This window comes from Pseudomonas sp. RG1 (assembly GCF_025910115.1).
Classification (GTDB): domain Bacteria; phylum Pseudomonadota; class Gammaproteobacteria; order Pseudomonadales; family Pseudomonadaceae; genus Aquipseudomonas; species Aquipseudomonas atacamensis.
Genome location: NZ_JAPCIK010000028.1, coordinates 80,677 through 97,601, shown reverse-complemented (window position 1 = coordinate 97,601; position 16,925 = coordinate 80,677). Strand labels below are relative to the sequence as shown.

Annotated in this window: 15 protein-coding genes and 1 pseudogene; 8 read left to right on the top strand and 8 right to left on the bottom strand. The window is 55.6% G+C overall.

Annotated features, from left to right (window positions below):
* Positions 1 to 44 precede the first annotated feature (44 nt).
* Positions 45 to 347, bottom strand: coding sequence for a hypothetical protein (locus OK411_RS16510; protein WP_016774979.1), 303 nt, complete (start codon positions 345 to 347; stop codon positions 45 to 47).
* A gap of 149 nt (positions 348 to 496) precedes the next feature.
* Here OK411_RS16510 and OK411_RS16505 point away from each other — a divergent pair, with 149 nt between their 5' ends.
* From OK411_RS16505 to OK411_RS16495, 3 genes are read left to right on the top strand one after another with little or no spacing between them, the layout of a single operon-like run.
* A complete protein-coding gene (locus OK411_RS16505; RefSeq protein ID WP_264365381.1) occupies positions 497 to 1,219 on the top strand; it encodes a secretin and TonB N-terminal domain-containing protein in 723 nt (240 codons plus the stop codon).
* Positions 1,216 to 1,767 (top strand): RNA polymerase sigma factor, encoded by a 552-nt coding sequence (locus OK411_RS16500; RefSeq protein ID WP_041480103.1) that lies wholly within the window; start codon positions 1,216 to 1,218, stop codon positions 1,765 to 1,767. The genes OK411_RS16505 and OK411_RS16500 overlap by 4 nt, the downstream gene beginning before the upstream one ends.
* 32 nt (positions 1,768 to 1,799) lie before the next feature.
* On the top strand, positions 1,800 to 2,738 hold the full coding sequence (locus OK411_RS16495; protein WP_264365380.1) for a FecR family protein: 939 nt from the start codon (positions 1,800 to 1,802) through the stop codon (positions 2,736 to 2,738).
* Positions 2,739 to 3,433: 695 nt separating this feature from the next.
* Here OK411_RS16495 and OK411_RS16490 read toward each other — a convergent pair.
* Positions 3,434 to 4,042: a prepilin-type N-terminal cleavage/methylation domain-containing protein gene (locus OK411_RS16490; RefSeq protein ID WP_264365379.1), complete on the bottom strand. Its 609-nt coding sequence runs from the start codon at positions 4,040 to 4,042 to the stop codon at positions 3,434 to 3,436.
* Positions 4,039 to 4,485 (bottom strand): GspH/FimT family pseudopilin, encoded by a 447-nt coding sequence (locus tag OK411_RS16485; protein WP_151552732.1) that lies wholly within the window; start codon positions 4,483 to 4,485, stop codon positions 4,039 to 4,041. Before OK411_RS16485 ends, OK411_RS16490 begins: the two co-directional genes overlap by 4 nt.
* A gap of 120 nt (positions 4,486 to 4,605) precedes the next feature.
* On the opposite strand from OK411_RS16485, the gene OK411_RS16480 reads away from it, so the two are divergent.
* The gene (locus OK411_RS16480) at positions 4,606 to 5,043 is read left to right on the top strand and encodes a type II secretion system protein N (protein ID WP_264365378.1); all 438 of its coding nucleotides are present in this window, start codon (positions 4,606 to 4,608) and stop codon (positions 5,041 to 5,043) included.
* Positions 5,044 to 5,436: 393 nt separating this feature from the next.
* Here the strand turns inward: OK411_RS16480 and OK411_RS16475 are convergent, their stop codons facing one another.
* From OK411_RS16475 to OK411_RS16465, 3 genes are all read right to left on the bottom strand, one after another.
* Positions 5,437 to 5,865 carry a hypothetical protein gene (locus OK411_RS16475; protein WP_264365377.1) on the bottom strand — a complete coding sequence of 143 codons (429 nt, stop codon included), beginning with the start codon at positions 5,863 to 5,865 and terminating at the stop codon, positions 5,437 to 5,439.
* A 395-nt stretch (positions 5,866 to 6,260) separates the two neighbouring features.
* The gene (locus OK411_RS16470) at positions 6,261 to 6,977 is read right to left on the bottom strand and encodes a hypothetical protein (protein WP_264365376.1); all 717 of its coding nucleotides are present in this window, start codon (positions 6,975 to 6,977) and stop codon (positions 6,261 to 6,263) included.
* Positions 6,974 to 8,239 (bottom strand): AAA family ATPase, encoded by a 1,266-nt coding sequence (locus tag OK411_RS16465; RefSeq protein WP_264365375.1) that lies wholly within the window; start codon positions 8,237 to 8,239, stop codon positions 6,974 to 6,976. Before OK411_RS16465 ends, OK411_RS16470 begins: the two co-directional genes overlap by 4 nt.
* 532 nt (positions 8,240 to 8,771) lie before the next feature.
* On the opposite strand from OK411_RS16465, the gene OK411_RS16460 reads away from it, so the two are divergent.
* Positions 8,772 to 9,131 carry a DUF6124 family protein gene (locus OK411_RS16460; RefSeq protein ID WP_065616219.1) on the top strand — a complete coding sequence of 120 codons (360 nt, stop codon included), beginning with the start codon at positions 8,772 to 8,774 and terminating at the stop codon, positions 9,129 to 9,131.
* A 157-nt stretch (positions 9,132 to 9,288) separates the two neighbouring features.
* Here OK411_RS16460 and OK411_RS16455 read toward each other — a convergent pair whose 3' ends face one another.
* A complete protein-coding gene (locus OK411_RS16455) occupies positions 9,289 to 9,678 on the bottom strand; it encodes a hypothetical protein (RefSeq protein WP_264365374.1) in 390 nt (129 codons plus the stop codon).
* Positions 9,679 to 9,882: 204 nt separating this feature from the next.
* Positions 9,883 to 10,356: a hypothetical protein gene (locus OK411_RS16450; protein WP_264365373.1), complete on the bottom strand. Its 474-nt coding sequence runs from the start codon at positions 10,354 to 10,356 to the stop codon at positions 9,883 to 9,885.
* A 1,301-nt stretch (positions 10,357 to 11,657) separates the two neighbouring features.
* Between OK411_RS16450 and OK411_RS16445 the strand changes: the two genes are divergently transcribed.
* From OK411_RS16445 to OK411_RS16435, 3 genes and pseudogenes are all read left to right on the top strand, one after another.
* Positions 11,658 to 12,017 (top strand): DUF6124 family protein, encoded by a 360-nt coding sequence (locus OK411_RS16445; RefSeq protein WP_016774969.1) that lies wholly within the window; start codon positions 11,658 to 11,660, stop codon positions 12,015 to 12,017.
* 641 nt (positions 12,018 to 12,658) lie between these two features.
* A pseudogene (locus tag OK411_RS16440) lies at positions 12,659 to 13,011 on the top strand (DUF6124 family protein); the annotation flags it as partial.
* Between the two features lie 222 nt (positions 13,012 to 13,233).
* Positions 13,234 to 16,911, top strand: a complete 3,678-nt coding sequence (locus tag OK411_RS16435) for an RCC1 domain-containing protein (protein ID WP_264365372.1) — start codon at positions 13,234 to 13,236, stop codon at positions 16,909 to 16,911.
* Positions 16,912 to 16,925 lie beyond the last annotated feature (14 nt).

The following is a 16,925-nucleotide window of genomic DNA, read 5'->3' as shown; positions in this document are numbered from 1 at the left end:
CCCGGGCTGCATTCCCACGCAGGAGCGTGGGAACGATCAGTCCTTCACTGCGGCGGTCGCTGCGGTTTCACTGATGTGCCAAACGTATTCCCCATCCGCGTACTGGTCGCGGCCGGGGTCGCCAGTCCGACCTGATTCGGCGCGCGCTTGTGCACCGGCACATTCAACGCTTCCATGTTCTTCTGCGCCGCCGCCGCGCCGTCGGGGTTGTTGCCCATCTGCTGGCTCAGGCAATCGTAATTCGGCGCCTTGTAACCGCCGACCGTGACCTCGACACAACCCAGCGGCTCCTCCGCCTGCGCCGCGCCCACCGTCATCAGCAAGACCCACATCCACCGTGTTTTCATGTCCGCCTCCTGGCCCGCCCGATTGGGCCGCTCTGGGTTTGAGTCTAGTGCAAGCGCGGCGCAAAACCCGTGATGGTTTTTTTGCACTGCCCGTCATACCAGAGTCATAAATGCCCCGCAGGATAGCGATTTTCAGGGGTGCGCCAGTCGTGCAGCGAGGCAGTTCGCGGATCAGTCTTCAGCGCTCGGCGACGCTTGTGCGCCGCGCGGGCCTGGGGTGGCTGCTCGGTCTGCTGACCTGCGCGGCCAATGCTGATCCGGCAGCGGCGGACATGCGCATGACCTTGCACATCCCGGCGCAGGAGCTGGCCCGGGCGTTGGATCAATACAGCCGCGCCACGGGCGTCGCGGTGTTGGTCGACAGTCAGTTGAGCCGGGGCCGTCGCTCCCTCGCCGTGGATGGCGAATTCACCGCCGCCGACGCCTTGCGCCATCTGCTCGGCGGCACCGGGTTGATGGCGCGTTATGCCCGCGCCGACGCGTTCACCCTGCAAGCGGCGCAGGTGGAAGACCTGCCAGTGCCGACGGACAAACCCACGCCGGCCGCTGTCGCGGTCAACCGCAGTTACGCGACGGCGGTGCAAGCGGCGATCGAGCGCAAGCTTTGTCGTTCGCCGCTGACCCGGCCGGGCAGTTATCGCGCGGTGTTGCAGGTGTGGGTCGGGCGCGACGGCGTGGTGCAGCACAACCGGTTGGTCACTTCGACCGGCGATGTACGGCGCGATAACGCGCTGGTGGAAAGTTTTCGCAACCTCATAATCGATCGGCCGACGCCCAGCGCCTTGCGCCAGCCGGTCACGTTGCTGTTGTTACCGGAGTCGTCAGGGAAACGCATGGAATGCACGAGATGGGAAGGAGTTTCCGGGGGATGAAAGACGCCGGACAAAGCACGATGGGCCAGCTGTTCCTCAGCTCCTACGAGGATTTTCGCGTGCGCCTGCGCCGCCGCCTCGGCTCCGAGGATCTGGCCAACGACGTGCTGCACGAAACCTGGCTGCGGGTCGATCGCATGGAGACCCCGCCGAACCTGCTCAAGCCCAACGCCTACCTGTATCGCATGGCCCTCAACATCGCCGCCGACCGCCGTCAGGCCGATGCGCGCCTGCTCACCGGCACCGAAGTCGAGGAACTGCTGCAACTGGGCGACGAAGCCCTCGACCCGGCGCGGGTGGTAGGCGGGCAAAAAGAGATGCAGGCGCTGCTCAGCGCCTTGTACGAACTGCCCGCACGACGTCGGCGAATCTTCATCGCCGCGCGGCTGGAAGAGGCGCCACACCTGGAAATCTCCCAGCGTTTCGGCATTTCCACGCGCATGGTCGAGAAGGAAATCAAAGCCGCGCTGGGCTTCTGCGCAGCGAAACTTGAAAGAAAAGTGTTTCAGCGGTTCGGTCGCGGGGCCGGAAAACCGTCTAGCGAATAGTGACCCGATTAATCCGTTGAGAATTTGCGCGTTTGAACATCTTTCGACTGAAACCCGCCGAGCCCTCGGCCACCGAGTCTCTGCACAGCGAAGCCCACGACTGGCTGATCCTGCTGACCTCGGGCCGCGCCACCGTCGCCGACGCCCGCGCCCTGCGCGAATGGTGCGCGCAAAGTGGCGAACATGCCCAGGCGTTCGAAGAAGCCAAGCGGCTGTGGCATCACCTGCAACCGGCCGCCGAAGCCGTGCAGGGCCGACGCAGCTTCGGTCGACGGGCATTTCTCGGCGGCGCGATTGCCGCATCCGCCGCGTTCCTGCTGGTGCGCGGCACGATTCCCGGCGGCTTCGAAGGGTTGGGCGCCGACTACATCACCGAAGTCGGCCAGCAACGGCGGGTCGAACCGGCGCAAGGCGTCAGCCTCGAACTCAACACCCAGACCCGCATCAACCAGCGCAGCGTCGAAAACGGCGTGCAGGGCTTTGAACTGGTCAGCGGCGAAGTCGAAGTGCAAACCGCACGTCTGCCACTGGCGATGCAGGCCGGAGCAGGGTGGTTGCGCGCCAGTCAGGCGCGCTTCAACCTGCGCAACACCGACCAGCAAGTCTGCGTGACCTGCCTCGACGGCACGGTCGACGTCGCCATCGAAGGCCGCAACCTGCGCCTCGAAGCGGGCCAGCAAGTCACCTACGACGCACGGCAAATCGGCAACGTGCAAACCGTCGACACCGCCGCCGTGATGAACTGGCGCCAACAAGTGCTGGTGTTCAACGGCGCGACCCTCAGCCAGATGATCGACGAAATCAACCGCTACCGCCCCGGCATGCTCCTGCTGCTCAACCGCGAACTCGGCCAACGCCGCGTCCAGGCCCGCTTCAACCTCGACCAACTCGCCGGCGTCGCCTTGCTGATCCGCGACGCCTACGGCGTCAAATGCACCGAACTGCCGGGCGGCGTCGTCGTCCTCAGCTAACTGCCTGCCACACACAGATCCCCTGTGGGAGCGAGCCTGCTCGCGAAAGCGGTTGCCCAACTGACCAATATCGTCCGGTCGCACTCGAACCCTGTGGGAGCTGGCTTGCCAGCGATGACGGCCTAACAGCCACCCAACCTGCAACTGACCGCCCCCAACCCAATTGTGGGAGCGAGCCTGCTCGCGAAAGCGGTCTACCATCTGACCAATATCTTCCGGTCGCACTCGAACCCTGCGGGAGCTGGCTTGCCAGCGATAACGGCCTAACAGCCACCCAACCTGCAACTGACCGCCCCCGATTCAATTGTGGGAGCGAGCCTGCTCGCGAAAGCGGTTGCCCAGCTGACCAATATTTTCCGGTCGCACTCGATCCCTGTGGGAGCTGGCTTGCCAGCGATGACGGTCTAACAGCCACCCAACCTGCAACTGACCGCCCCCAACCCAATTGTGGGAGCGAGCCTGCTCGCGAAAGCGGTCTACCAGCTGACCAATATCTTCCGGTCGCACTCGATCCCTGTGGGAGCTGGCTTGCCAGCGATAACGGCCTAACAGCCACCCAACCTAAAGCTGACTGCCCCCAATTCAATTGTGGGAGCGAGCCTGCTCGCGAAAGCGGTCTACCAGTAACAACAACATTGACTGACCCACCGCAATCGCGAGCAGGCTCACTCCTACAAAAACTGCGGTGATCCCGGCTATTGCAACAACCCAATCACCTGCCGATAACGCTCAACCCCCTGCGCCGTCTGCCGACTCAAACTAACTTCCAATCCCAACGGATCCTCCCGCCGATTCCCGCTCAACTGCCGCCATCCCTTATCCACCTCCCAAACCCGCACCTGCACATCACTCACCTCACGCAACACCGCCACCCCATTCCCAGGCGCCGGCAACGGATAGCGACTGCGCGCCTCAGCCACCGCCCGATACAACGTATCCCCCTTGACCCACCACCGCACCCGCTGCAACGCCCCCGGCTGATCCGCCGCGCTACGAATAATGTCCAGCCGAAACCCCTTGCTGTCGCTACTGCGCACCGTCACTGCCGGCGGCGCAATCGGCGCCTCATCCTCAGCCCCAACCTTGCGCGGCTCGCTCAACTCCACCCCCGCGCGCATGTCCACATCCCGCTGCAACTGATTCAACACCCGCAACAACCCATCGCTCTGCTCACTGCTGGCCTGCAAATGACTGTCCGCCCGCGTCACACTGTCCAGCCCGCGCCAGGCAATCAGACTCACCACCGCCATCAGCAGAATCGCGACCATCACCTCAATCAGAGTGAACCCTTGCTGAGTCTTCATTGAACACTGATCCGCCCACTGCCATCGCGCAGCACACTCAGCCGATTGGCCCCATCCGACAAAATCAGCCGCAACGGCGGATTGATCCACTCGGCATTCAGCACCACCGTCTGCCGAGGCTCCACACGCACCTCGACCTTCGGGCTCTGCCACGCACGCGGGCGCAACTGCGCATCCTCCTTGAACGACTCAAACCCCACGCCATCATCCCCACGCCGACCAAACCGAAACCCCTTGGCATCCGTCACCCACACAATCGGCCGCCCATCCGCGCGAGCCTCGGCCTGCGCCACCTGCAACAACTGCGCAACCCGCTCGGCATCCTTGCGCAACAACTGCAACGGATCGGGCCTGATACTCAAACTGATCGCCGCACTGGCAATGCCAATAATCACCAGCACCACCATCAACTCGATCAACGTAAAACCCTGCTGCCTGCTCATCACCCACGCGCTCCTTGGCGTCCCACCCCATCGTGCCCGGCGAACATGTAAGGCATGTGAAATAAAACGGAGAGAATTGCCGCGTAGGCTGGCAACAGGGACAACAAGGAGCGACAACCCATGAAATTCACCGCACGGATCACCCCGGCGCAAACCGTCCAGGCCCTGGCCCTGCTCGCCGCCCTGGTGGGCGTCGCGACATGGTCGTCGCTGCTGCTGACCACGGCGGAATCGCATACCCCAGCGGCCGCCCCGCAAGTGCTCGCGGCGAGGAGTGATAGCCCGGCGTTGCAGTGGTTTTCCAATGAGACCGCGCCGGTGGATATCAAGGTGAGCGGGGTGATCGCAGGCGGGAGTGGGACGGTGGCGATATTGAGTTTGAACGATGGCGCGCCGAGGAGTTTTTTGGTGGGGGAGAAGGTTGGGGTAGGGGTGAAGTTGGTGGGGGTTGGGGGGGATGGGGTGGTGATTGAGCGGGGTGGGGAGAGGGTGCGGTTGGGGGTGGAGAGGTTGGGGGAGGGGGTGCAGATGCCGAGGCTGATCCGGCCGGAATGGTAGAGTCAGGAAAAAGGGAGAACCCCGAGGTCTTGGGGTTTGCTTTTATTCCAAAACGGACAATTGTGTTTGTCCGCTATCGGCCCAGAGCGTGTAAAAACGCTTCGCCAAAATTGAAGTGTGCGCGTCTACGTTAAATCTGAAATTTATCTACGCGTCAGCAGATGTAGACTTCACGAAGAATCGCGATTTCCAGTCCGGTTTTGAGTACCTGTCGCGCTGAAGAACGTTTTCACACAGCCTCGGCCAAACTGGCCGTTCGTAAGTAGCGGCGAACAGTTGAGAGCGGTCGTTAGAAAATGTCTGGAAAACTAGGGCCGATTAATAGACAGTCGTCATTGCTTTGTGAAGCATTGGCATTTTCGACGATCAACTTGGATTCACGGGGGGCACCCATTAGCAATATTTCGTCCGCCTTGCTTTATTGAAGGGCCATGGCCATGGCCAGGGACTAGCTTCTAGCTTAGCGCGATCCCAATCATGCTTTAGTAGCAAAGCAATACGCTTTGAAAACTCGGAAAGCTCAGTGTTCGACTCTGAGGGGTCATTCAGTTTGCAAATACTGGCCAAAATACCATTATCTTCAGAGTCGAGCGGATTGAGCATGTGTTCAAATATTAAGTGCAGCTCCGAAAGTCTTGGATTGTTATTGGTCACAGATGCTCTGTGAACTTCCAATGCATTGAGGCGAATCTTGTCTCGCCACTTTGCCCGCTCTTGTGTGACGTTCTCAATCTCTATTTTTCTTTCTGAAGATCTCAGTGTTACTAGTGCGGCCACCATCGCCGAAACTACGGTCGAGGACAAAAGCTCAATTAGTGTCATGTCGCTTCCTAGTTGTCAGTCAATTGGCTGTGGAGTGTATTTATCCGAGTTTAATGTATGATTTACGGCTCTCGTTCCTGCTTGTTTTATAGCCGAAACGCGGGTTGTGCGAGCATCTTGATAAGAGTGAAGAAGCCAGATTTAATTTGATACTTTTTCGCTATGCTGGGATTGTTTAGACCATGCGGAGAGTAACCCATGGGTTTCTTTGAATCACTTCGTCGATATCAGCGTCTTCACTAACTTTGGAATGATCGAGTACTTTCGTGGTTTCTGTGACTGCTAAAATCTGGCTCTCGGCCATTCACGAAAAGCTGCAATTTGCCAATGGGAGAGCTCAGAAGGGTCTACTAAATAAGATACTATAATTCGAAAGTTGTGTGGCCAAAAATTCTTTATGTGCTTTCAGCAGCTGCCTCTACCTCAAAAAATGAATCGACTCGCTGGAAGAAAAAATCTAGCGATTCCGACTTGGCTCTAACAGTTTCATATAACTCTCCATAATCCAAGGCTCCTACCAGCCGCTTAATCTCGGTTTCTCTTTTCTTATATTGCTCTCCAATCAATACGTAAATGTCGTGAAGCATGCGAGCAGGGTGTCTTACAGTCGTTTCTGCACAATCATCTACTGGATGAAAGCCGACACTAGCCTTAATGAAATCTCCCGTAAGCGCCTCATCCATTTTTATGAAGTGACTTGCCTCATTCAAGAACCAAGATTCCACCTCGGCGACTGCTATGCATATCTCGATTTTGATATTCGGATCATCCAATCCTGTGGAAATGCCAATTTTGAACCTTTCTAGGTTATCCAATGTTTTCGGATATAGGTCTTGCAATCCGAGAACGTAAGAATATCCTTGCTGAATCAGGCGCGACTTTCGCTCAAGAATGAATGATTTTACCGAGCCATCACCGCAACAATTTACCAACATTATTGTCAAGACTGCTACGTCTTCAGGAGCTCCTGAAGTTTTTATGATATTCAGCACGCCACCATGCTGCCGCGCCAAGTGAATTCTTACTTGGCCCCAGCCTGCGACCTCTTCTATCAATCTTTCAACAAAGTAAAATTCAGTATATCCCTCTACAAATATGGCAACCTTTTTCATACACTGTCTTCAGTCAAAAAAAACTTACCAGAAAAAAAGTCAAAATTGCTTAACCCCATAAACTCAAATTCTTGGAACGCCGCCTTTGAGTTTGTGTTATTAAAGGCGCGTACTTTTCCCTCTTGCCGATGTAAAACGATCCAGTGCTCTAGCGGCACGACATTCATGATAAAGCGATCATTTGAAGCCATTATCAGTTGCACAGAATTTTTCTCTGCTTTTTCAACCAGCAACTTAATGAGCGACTTAGATCGCTCAAAATCCAGACCTTCCCCGATGTCGTCAACAATGACCATCGGTGAGTCGCCAGGCTTAGGTTCGCGACCTACCATACTCGCTCGGGTCCAAAGTATATTTGCGTTAAACTGAATGAGTATGGCAAGGGCTCTGTACATGCCTTGCGACATTTCGCCCTGCGTCGTGAGAAATTTAAACCCTTTCTCCCGAACGGCTAGTGCAAAACCTACTAAGCTTGGCGATTGATGATTGACGACTTGAGTAGTAAGAATGTCCTCGCAAAAATATCCAATATTGGAAAAGTCTTCCATCAACATTTTTTTATAATCTGCACCAAACCTTTCAGTTGTTACATGAAAGACGTGACCTACATTATCTGCTAGCTCACTCATATTAAGCTCTGCCAACTCCATCGACTGGAGATTGGCTGATAGCGTTGATTTTCCGAAATCTGAGCCGAATCGATAGCAGCAAGCTGTTACACCCCAGTTATACATGTGCTCAAAAAATGGATGCTGGATTTCATCCCTGCGCACGACTACCATCAACTGATCGCTAGGGACTTTATAGCTTACCCGATCCGATCCAGTCTTTTTTAAGACGAAACCTTTGCCAGAGTCATCTCTTGCCATAACCAGCCGACCGGCAATAGACATAGCTTCAGACACAACCTTTCCCGAAGAAAGCTCAAGAATATATAGCTGTTCTTCGACCATTTGGCCTTTCGTTCTCTCAAATATAACCTTCCATTTGCCGCTTGAGAATTTTGGCGGGATCCTACCTGCAACTATTTGTGCCAAACCAAAAAGGGCGCTAATTACGCGAGACTTCCCGCTTGCATTTTTACCGACTATGAGATTTATATTCCCAAAATCTAAGCCGGTGACTTTCCAGCTCCGGGGATCTCCCGGTGACTCTGAATACTCTAAGGACTTAATAAACATTTTTTCACCTTTAAGGACATGGTGGGTTCCGTGCCATTCTAAGCCGGGAAGATATGTCTGGATAGCATAGTCCAGGTTCATAAACCACTAGGCTGAAGTCGGTACCCAACAAGACAGGACGATTCGACCGCAGTGTACCAAATGCCAAAGGAGAGGCTGCTGTAGGCCGAAAGCTGCCGTTTCCACGAGTCAAAGTCAGCTCAACAGGCCATTGGGGACGCATCTGTCCCGCCTAACGTGGCGCAATTGCGCCTCATGAACATAAATGTTTAAAAAGACACCTCTAGACACGCTCTCAGGCTACACACTCTTGCGCCTTTGCCTACAGCTACGCCAGAATCCGCCGGCTTGTGCGCTTTGTACCTGGTCTTTATCGTCTACGTGTCGCTGGCAACCCAGTGACCGGGTTTAGCGACCTGACCAGGTATAAGTACAACGACGCTCCAGTTTGTCGCAGACGTTTGCGATGACGCTATGGTGGCTGTGCGTGGGAGACCTTCGGGTCTGCCGGGTCTTATACCTCTCGGTTCGCTAACCCGCGCACAGCTGCCGCCCTTACTTGTTTAGCGACAGGTTTTGGTGGTTCCACCAGGTATAAAAATGGAGCTTCACCATGATCAAACCAACACCCAACCCGCCCGAAACCGATCCCACATCTCCCTACGAATCCCTCGATTCCAACAAACTCCACGAAGCCGCCGACCGCGCGCTCGATCATTACCTGTCGCCAAACAATCTCCTGCCTCCGCCGCGCAAGGCGCGTGGGATGTATGCGGTGACGGCGGATACCAAGAATGAAGAACTGCTGGCTGATGCGAGTGAAACGCTTGCTTCGGCGAAGACGATTGCTCAGGACATTTCCAGTTTGCTGCCAGCGCCGCAGCGGCGGGCATTGTTGGGGGTTGCGCAGTTGATCATGCTGGGGGAGCTGGCGGTGAATCGGGCGCTAGATAATTTGGAATTGCCGGGTTGATGTGGAGTAGGGATGGCAGCGATGGCAGATGCGCTGTTTGTGCTGCCTGATAATCCGCTATCGCCAGCAGGCTGGCTCCCACAGGGTTTTGTGTTAATCAGGGACGTTGTGTTCGTCGCTGAAACCTGTGGGAGCGGGTCGGTTTAGTTTTACGTGATTATTCAGCCGCTTCAGGACATTCGTCGATCCATCGCGTCACCGTCATGTCGTTGAACTGCTCACCGATGGTATCGACGCGCAGGCAAGAGCCTTTCTTCGAGTAGTACAAGATGCAGCGCGAGCTATCAAACGAGCAGGTGTCCAGTTCGAAGTACTTGCGTGTAGCCAGCTCCTTCTCCACGCCACTGTATTCATACCCGTCGGTGGTGTGCATCGGCGTTGGCTTCCATCCTTGTTTGACGAGCTTGGACTTGGCCGCAGCCAAACGCTCACCGACGACGATGCCTGCTGGCCCGCGCTTGTCGTTTGACGCCTGTGAGTCATCGGCAAACGTTGCGCTGATACCCATGCAGTAAAGTGCGAAAAATACGAGGATCGAAGTCTTCATTTGACAGTTCATACGGCGGATTTTAGCTCGACAAAAATTTCGGAATTGGATGTGAGGTTCCGGGGGACGGTGACTCTCGGTGACAGCCCTTCGGGAAAGTCTTGCCTCCCTAGTTGGTTGCTTTCGGCCATAGCGCTTAGCCATCGAAAATTGAAACTGCCATGAATCCAGCTTAGTAAAACTGCCTTGGATTATTGCCTGCTTTTATTTAGTGGTTCCTGTGATTCTTCTTCCGGTGCAATGAAAGGCTGCCACCAAAAAATCCTTGAGCGACCACGCCCACAGACCCAGAAGCATGCAGATCACCAAAAAAGTGAAATATTGATGAAAGTCCGTACGGGGAACGTGTTGGCTGGTTACTCCAACCAACCCGAGGCTTATCAGGCTGATGGAAAAAAGACTCAGACACTGAAAAGCTAGATAGCACACGTCTCTGACGCTAACCGAGGATGCCCATCTTTTAGCAGCTTCAGAAAATAAAGCCGACCACACCAAATGAAACAGACTTGCGTAGATAAAGCTCAGGCTCAGTCGTTGTGCTACATCAGCGTCGGACCCCAGGAAAATTTGTGAATAGAAATGGTCGAGGAGAACACCTACGGGACGCATGAGGTCGAGAAAAGGAAACAGGGCAACCCCACCTGCAAAATATATGGCTAAAAAAGCGATGACTTTCATCTGCACTCCGCTGCTTTATTTACCAGGGTGATTTGCTGTCAAATCGGTGGCTTGCGTCCTATGGATCAACCTCGACATTGGTATCGTCCGACTATTTTTTTCAGCTAGCTGAGTCAACAGCATAGTCATCCTGACCAATTCCGGTAATTCAGTCGCGGGACATCAGAGGGCCAGACGGAACAGGGACGCGTTTGCGGCGAGCGGGGTTGCTTTGGGATGTGAGGGTGACCATTTCTTTAGGGATATGTGGACAGGAAAGAAGACGGATCTATTTAGAACTGACAGTCTGAATGGTCCTACAAGCTAATGGGTTGGCGGTTTTGGAGTGGCAGGTCGGGTATTTTTTTCAAGCAAAGGAATCAACATGCACGGTGAAGTGGGGTTTTGCGAGTGGCGTTCTTGGGAGAATCGTGGAGAGGTGCCGGGAAAGGATTCGCCGGGGGTGTATTTCATCGCTTGTAGCGATACAAAGCCCGACAGTTATCGAGCGCATCATGAAGCGATCATCTACATAGGAGAGACGTCGCAGCGCACCCTCGGCCGTCGCCTTTGGGAGTTTAATACCTCGGCTTTCAACGGGAAGCCCGGTCACTCAGGTGGGCACACTTTTAAACGGAATATGCCGGACGCAACGCCCGGCCATCTTTGGGTATCAGCCTGCCCAGTGGCTCTCGGGGAGCCGTACACGACGGCATATATCAAATACCTGGAGCGTCGTCTCCTCTGGGAGTATGTGAACACGTGGGGATGCTTGCCTCCATGCAATAGCATGTGAAGTCTTGGTAGACGGTTCAGGTAGCGACGATATCGCGTCCTCACATGCCAGGTTTGCGACTAGTAACGAGATGAAGCCGTGCTAATCGCTGCGCATCGAAATCGATAGGCGGCTCTGTTCCGCGCTGCTGTCCGAAACGACTCATAGGGCAGGACGATAAGGAAGGGCAATCAATAAACACCAACGTTTAAAAAGACATCTCCAGTCACGCTACCAGGCTACATATCCTTGCGCCTTTGCCTACAGCTACGCCAGAATCCGCCGGCTTGTGCGCCTAAGGGGCGGGTTCTATTGTGGTCGCGTCGCTGACGAATCAGCGATCGGGTTTCGCAGCCCGGATCAATCAAGGCGCGCAGCGCTCCAGTTCGTTGTCATTTTTGGCAATGGTGCTTTATGGCGGCTGTGCGCGGGATACCTTCGGGTATGCCGGGTTCCTTGATTCCCGGTCTGCGAACCTGCGTACAGCTGCCACCTCTCTTCGTTTCGCAGCGAAACGTGGCGGCTCCAATAATCAAGGAGCTTCACCATGATCAAACCAACACCCAACCCGCCCGAAACCGATCCCACGTCTCCCTACGAATCCCTCGATTCCAACAAGCTCCACGAAGCCGCTGACCGCGCGCTTGATCATTACCTGTCGCCAAACAATCTCCTGCCGCCGCCACGTAAGGCGCGTGGGATGTACGCCGTTACCGCTGATACCAAAAACGAAGAACTGCTGGCTGATGCGAGTGAAACGCTTGCTTCGGCGAAGACGATTGCTCAGGACATTTCCAGTTTGCTGCCGGCGCCGCAGCGGCGGGCATTGTTGGGGGTTGCGCAGTTGATCATGCTGGGGGAACTGGCGGTGAATCGGGTGATGGATAATTTGGAGGTGGCGGGGTGATTTAGAAGACGGGGCCAAGGCTTGATTGGAGTAAGCTTTGGCGCCTTCGCGAGCAGGCTCGCTCCCGCGGGGGTCGGTGTGGATCGCTGGTTCTGTGGCCGGCGCTGAAGTTCATGATAGTGGGTCGGTTGCTGTCTTTAGAACGTTAAAGGAATTCACTCGATGGACTCATATTTGAATGGTCAACCGACCTCGCGGAGTTGGTGATGGAGTTTTCAACTACGATTTGGAACTGGTACGGGCAGAGCGAGTACCGACGAGTTCTTGCTGTTTGCTTGGCAATTCGGGGGCTTACCTTCTTGGCTATGAATGCTGATGAGCAGCGACAAACGATTCCTGATTGCCCAGCCTGTGAGGTTTGGTCGAAAACAATGCTGCCTTTGCATGAAGCACTAACAGTGTGTGGGGCCGCGATGCAAAAGGATGTTCGGAGTGGACTGCAGCATGTTTGGGACTTGTGCAGTTCCTTGCCTGAGTCGGCTATCCATTGCGATGATCGGTCGATATTTGATCAATGTGAATGGCAGCCTCTACGGGAAGCCGCTAATCAGGCTCTAGCTTTCGTAGACGCGGAGAAAATATCCCCTTATCTGGATGAACTAATTTCGGATTGTCGAAGTGCCATGGTTCACTCGTGATCAAAACCAACACCAAACCCGCCCGAAACCGATCCCACGTCTCCTACGAATCCCTCGATTCAAACAAGCTCCACGAAGCCGCTGACCGCGCGCTCGATCATTACCTGTCGCCAAACAATCTCCTGCCTCCGTCACGTAAGGCGCGGGGGATGTATGCGGTGACGGCGGATACCAAGAATGAAGAACTGCTGGCTGATGCGAGTGAAACGCTGGCTTCGGCAAAGACGATTGCTCAGGACATTTCCAGTTTGTTGCCGGCGCCGCAGCGGCGGGCGTTGTTGGGGGTTGCTCAACTGATCATGTTGGGAGAGATGGCGGTGAATCGGATGATGGATAATTTGGAGGTGGCGGGGTGATGTGATGTGCGGGGCGCCAGGGGGTTGATTTGTTGTCTGGGCTGGCGCCTGCTTGAGCAGGCTCGCTTCCACAGAGCGTGCTATTCGTCGTTGAAACAGTGCGTTGGCGGCCACATCCGTTCGTCTGGAAATTACCTCTACCTGTCAGGTTTGACAGGTGACAGCCATCCGGCAGCGGTTCATAACATCTCCATCGCCCCCCACCGAATGGAGTGCTTGATCATGGCCCAGGAAGCACACGCAAGAAATTCAATACTGGCGCTCAGAGAACCGGAAATCACCGGTCGTACGAAGCCGATACTTCCTTCCGGTGAATGGGGAATCAATCGTGCCGCTGCGATGGAAGTTTATCCAGACCACGGACTGGAGGTATTCGTCCCGGCTTGGAATGAAATGCGACGCGGTGACGTTACTGTGTTGTTGCTGGATGGCAAGGAGGTTGATCGGCATGTCATCTTCGACGAGGCAGAGGTCGGTGATCGCGTGACGCTCTTTGTAGCACCGCGTCATTTGGCGACCGGTTCCAAGGAACTGACTTATTGGGTGGAGGCCGGGAACAATGCCAGGGAGACGTTCACGCCGCCGGTCAAAATCTATGTCAAGTTGGAAATTCCTGGCGGACAAGACACCGATGAAGGGCCGGGCCATTCCAATCTGTTCATGCACATTCCTGAGGAAATTGTTCAGGGCATAGTTGATAGCGAGACCGCTGATAAAGGTGTACCCATCACCATCAGAAACGAGTCGCCCACCGGCAAACCTTATCCTGACATTGCGATCGGGGATTGTTGCGAGTGCAGTTGGGGCGGTGTTTTTATTTCATCTGCCCCGGTAACGGCCGAGCAGATCAATGATCCGGCCGGCAATCCCATTACGATCCTGGTAACTCGCAATTTCATCGAGAAAGCGGGCGACACTGATGAGGTGGGCCTGGCAGTCGCCTTCCGTGTGCGCGACATCGTGCACAACTACTCCGAAGACTGGTGCAAGGAGACCCGGATAAAAGTCTCTCTTGGTACCGCCTTGCTGACGGCGCCGATTGCCAAACAGGCGGTCAACAATGTACTGGATCTGGATTCTTTGAATGACGACGCCATTCTCGCGCAGGTTTTTGCCAAAGCACCCGAGTTTGAGCATGGCGACATTATCGAGTTGAAAGTTCGCGGCACTACACTCGAAGGCGATTCGGTCGAGCTCAAGGCGCCCGAGCAAATCGTCGACAATTTGCCACATATCTACGAGTTCGCATTGCTCAATGCGGACCTTAGAAAACTGGTCAAGACTCAGGTTGTTTTTGAATACAAGGTCGTTCGCGCAACTGACACCTTTCGTTCCAAGGGTCAGTTCGTGCAAGTCAATGGGGAGGCGGTGCGGCTGGAAGCTCCTGTCGCAGAGGACGAAAAGGAGGGGGCGCTCAATCCCGATCTGCCTAGCACGCGTGTTTTGATCCCCAAGAACGACACGTTCAATGTGGGCGATGCGATCGAGCTTGTCTGGTTCGGCCAACGCCCTAACGGCATCTATAACCCGCCGCTGGAATGGTACTTCCCGAATGCCGACGAACTTGCACAGGATGATGGTTTTTTTATCAAGGTTGATGGCGTGCACGTCAAAGCGCTCGAAGGCGGAACGCTGATCCTGTCTTACGTCCACTGGCGTGAGGAAGGAGGGCAAGCGGTCGGACGAACGTCGCGCTCCGCTGCGTCCTTGAATGTGGGCGAACCCAGGTTCGAACTGGTCTCGCCTATTGTGGAAGGTGAAAAAGACGGCGCGCTCGAACCCGCCGACCTGCCCAATGGGGTCACGCGACTGATTGCTCCTCGATCTTTCACGCCGACGAAGCCGGGCGATAAGGTTACGTATGACTGGCAAGGTGAGAAAAGCGGACCGCATACTGACTCTATCGATATCACCGTACTCAACCAGGATAGGGACATTGCGTTCAGTTTGAATGCGCAGTTTATCGCTACTCACCTTGAGCCAAATCGCGATCACAAGGTCTCGGTAAGCTACAAAATATGGCGTAAGGAAACCGACACTAACAGCCAGTCGAATCCATTGACCTTTTCAGTCGGCACGGCGCAGGAAATCAAGCTTCCGGTCGCCAGCTCCAGCGAAGCCAAAGAAGACCAATTGAGCCCGGACGATGTTTATCCGGGCGGTGCAACCGTCGTGATCGGGGAATCGGCAGCGCTGCAAACCGATGATGAGATCACCGTGACAGTCGTTGGAAAAAACACGACAACCTACCCGCATACCGTTCTCGCTACCGAGGCGGGCAAGGAGTTGCGTGCGATCAAGGTGCCGCACGCCGTGATCATTGCCAATCTCGAAGGAAGTATCTCGATGTTCTATACGGTTTTGCGGCAAACGGGCAGTACGGATGGGCCGTCGAACCCGAGTGTCTACGATATACGCCGGGTGATCGGCAACGGCACCTTGAAAATCATGGGGGCACGCTACAACCGCAGCACACTTCGTGCCTCCGGCGCCACTCGCATCCTCAGTGCATTCAACGTAACCACGGGGCTGCCACTTCAGGCCCAGTGGAAATACCCCTCTGATAATGACTGGGTAACCGCTGCCACCTGGCGGGATTCGAAACCGCAGGAGCCACTGCAGGTGCGCACCTCTGAAGATCAGGTCACGCTCAACCCGGCGAACATTATCGGCAATGGCATCGGAGGCGATGTCAAGGGGCGCGCGGCATTCGTTGCCCATCGTGACGTCGGCGACGTCGCGGGCTGGGGCAACGCTGCGCATGGTGCGGATATTCCTTCAGCCATTATCACCATGGATGACATCGTAGAAGTCAGCTGTGCCCGCAGCGCTTATGCCGCCCGTAGAGCCAACGGCGCTGTGGTGGCCTGGGGTTCGGCAACCGAAGGCGGGAGCATGATCGGTATTGATCCGCTGGGGTTCGTTGAGGTCATCGGCAACCAAGGTGCTTTCGCAGGGCTGAAATCTCCCGGGCAAGTATTCGCATGGGGCACCGGCATCAATGGCGGTACCGTTCCAGATGAGATAGGTGACCGCAAGGATATTGTTCGAATTGTTGCGGCGGCCCACGCTTTCGCTGCTATCCGCACGGACGGCAAAGTTATGGCGTGGGGATGGGACGTGTATGGTGGGGTGATTCCGGACCAGATTGCCAGTTTGACTGATATTGAAGACGTGATTGGCGGTGGTGGAGGTTTCGCTGCACTTCGTTCCAATGGTCGGGTTGTCGCCTGGGGCAACCCTTATTTTGGCGGCGCTGTTTCAGCCGAGATCGCAGCGATGACGGACATTATCGAATTGACCTGTGCGAACGGCGGGGCATTTACGGCAAGGCGCAGCACCGGGCGAGTGGTGGCATGGGGCCACGCTATGTATGGCGGGAGGATCGATCCGCTGATCGGTGACCTGACAGACATCGTTGAAGTCAGCTCCACCTTGTTTGCTTTTGCCGCACGTCGCGGCAATGGCCATGTCGTGGCCTGGTGCGATGCCAGCTATGGTGGAGCAGTGCCTGCCGATATCGCCCGGCTGGACGATATCGTTCAGGTGTGCGGGGCCTCAACGGCGTTTGCAGCTTTGCGCAAGAATGGCACGGTGGTCGCTTGGGGAGATGCCACGTCTGGTGGCGATACAACACCGGTCGCGAGCGAACTGACCCAGGTTCTGGCGCTTTATAGCAACGCTCATGGTTTCACGGCGCTGACGGCTGATGGACGGGTAGTGACCTGGGGACATCCATCAGGTGGTGGCGATAGTAGCGCCGTGCAGGATCGACTGCGGGGCAAGGTATCTTACAGAGCCACGCCGGCATCGCGAGGTCTGGCGCTCAAGGCCAGTCGATGGGTCGAGTTGAAGGCAGCACCCGAATCGTTGGCTGCTGAACCAACCGATTTCCCGTGACCGTCGACATGGAG

Excerpts from the sequence above, each read along its gene's own strand:
- OK411_RS16510 (WP_016774979.1), bottom strand. The coding sequence starts at position 347 with ATGAAAACACGGTGGATGTGGGTCTTGCTGATGACGGTGGGCGCGGCG.
- OK411_RS16500 (WP_041480103.1), top strand. The coding sequence starts at position 1,216 with ATGAAAGACGCCGGACAAAGCACGATGGGCCAGCTGTTCCTCAGCTCC.
- OK411_RS16490 (WP_264365379.1), bottom strand. The coding sequence starts at position 4,042 with ATGAAGACTCAGCAAGGGTTCACTCTGATTGAGGTGATGGTCGCGATT.
- OK411_RS16485 (WP_151552732.1), bottom strand. The coding sequence starts at position 4,485 with ATGAGCAGGCAGCAGGGTTTTACGTTGATCGAGTTGATGGTGGTGCTG.
- OK411_RS16480 (WP_264365378.1), top strand. The coding sequence starts at position 4,606 with ATGAAATTCACCGCACGGATCACCCCGGCGCAAACCGTCCAGGCCCTG.
- OK411_RS16475 (WP_264365377.1), bottom strand. The coding sequence starts at position 5,865 with ATGACACTAATTGAGCTTTTGTCCTCGACCGTAGTTTCGGCGATGGTG.
- OK411_RS16470 (WP_264365376.1), bottom strand. The coding sequence starts at position 6,977 with ATGAAAAAGGTTGCCATATTTGTAGAGGGATATACTGAATTTTACTTT.
- OK411_RS16465 (WP_264365375.1), bottom strand. The coding sequence starts at position 8,239 with ATGAACCTGGACTATGCTATCCAGACATATCTTCCCGGCTTAGAATGG.
- OK411_RS16460 (WP_065616219.1), top strand. The coding sequence starts at position 8,772 with ATGATCAAACCAACACCCAACCCGCCCGAAACCGATCCCACATCTCCC.
- OK411_RS16455 (WP_264365374.1), bottom strand. The coding sequence starts at position 9,678 with ATGAAGACTTCGATCCTCGTATTTTTCGCACTTTACTGCATGGGTATC.
- OK411_RS16450 (WP_264365373.1), bottom strand. The coding sequence starts at position 10,356 with ATGAAAGTCATCGCTTTTTTAGCCATATATTTTGCAGGTGGGGTTGCC.
- OK411_RS16445 (WP_016774969.1), top strand. The coding sequence starts at position 11,658 with ATGATCAAACCAACACCCAACCCGCCCGAAACCGATCCCACGTCTCCC.
- OK411_RS16435 (WP_264365372.1), top strand. The coding sequence starts at position 13,234 with ATGGCCCAGGAAGCACACGCAAGAAATTCAATACTGGCGCTCAGAGAA.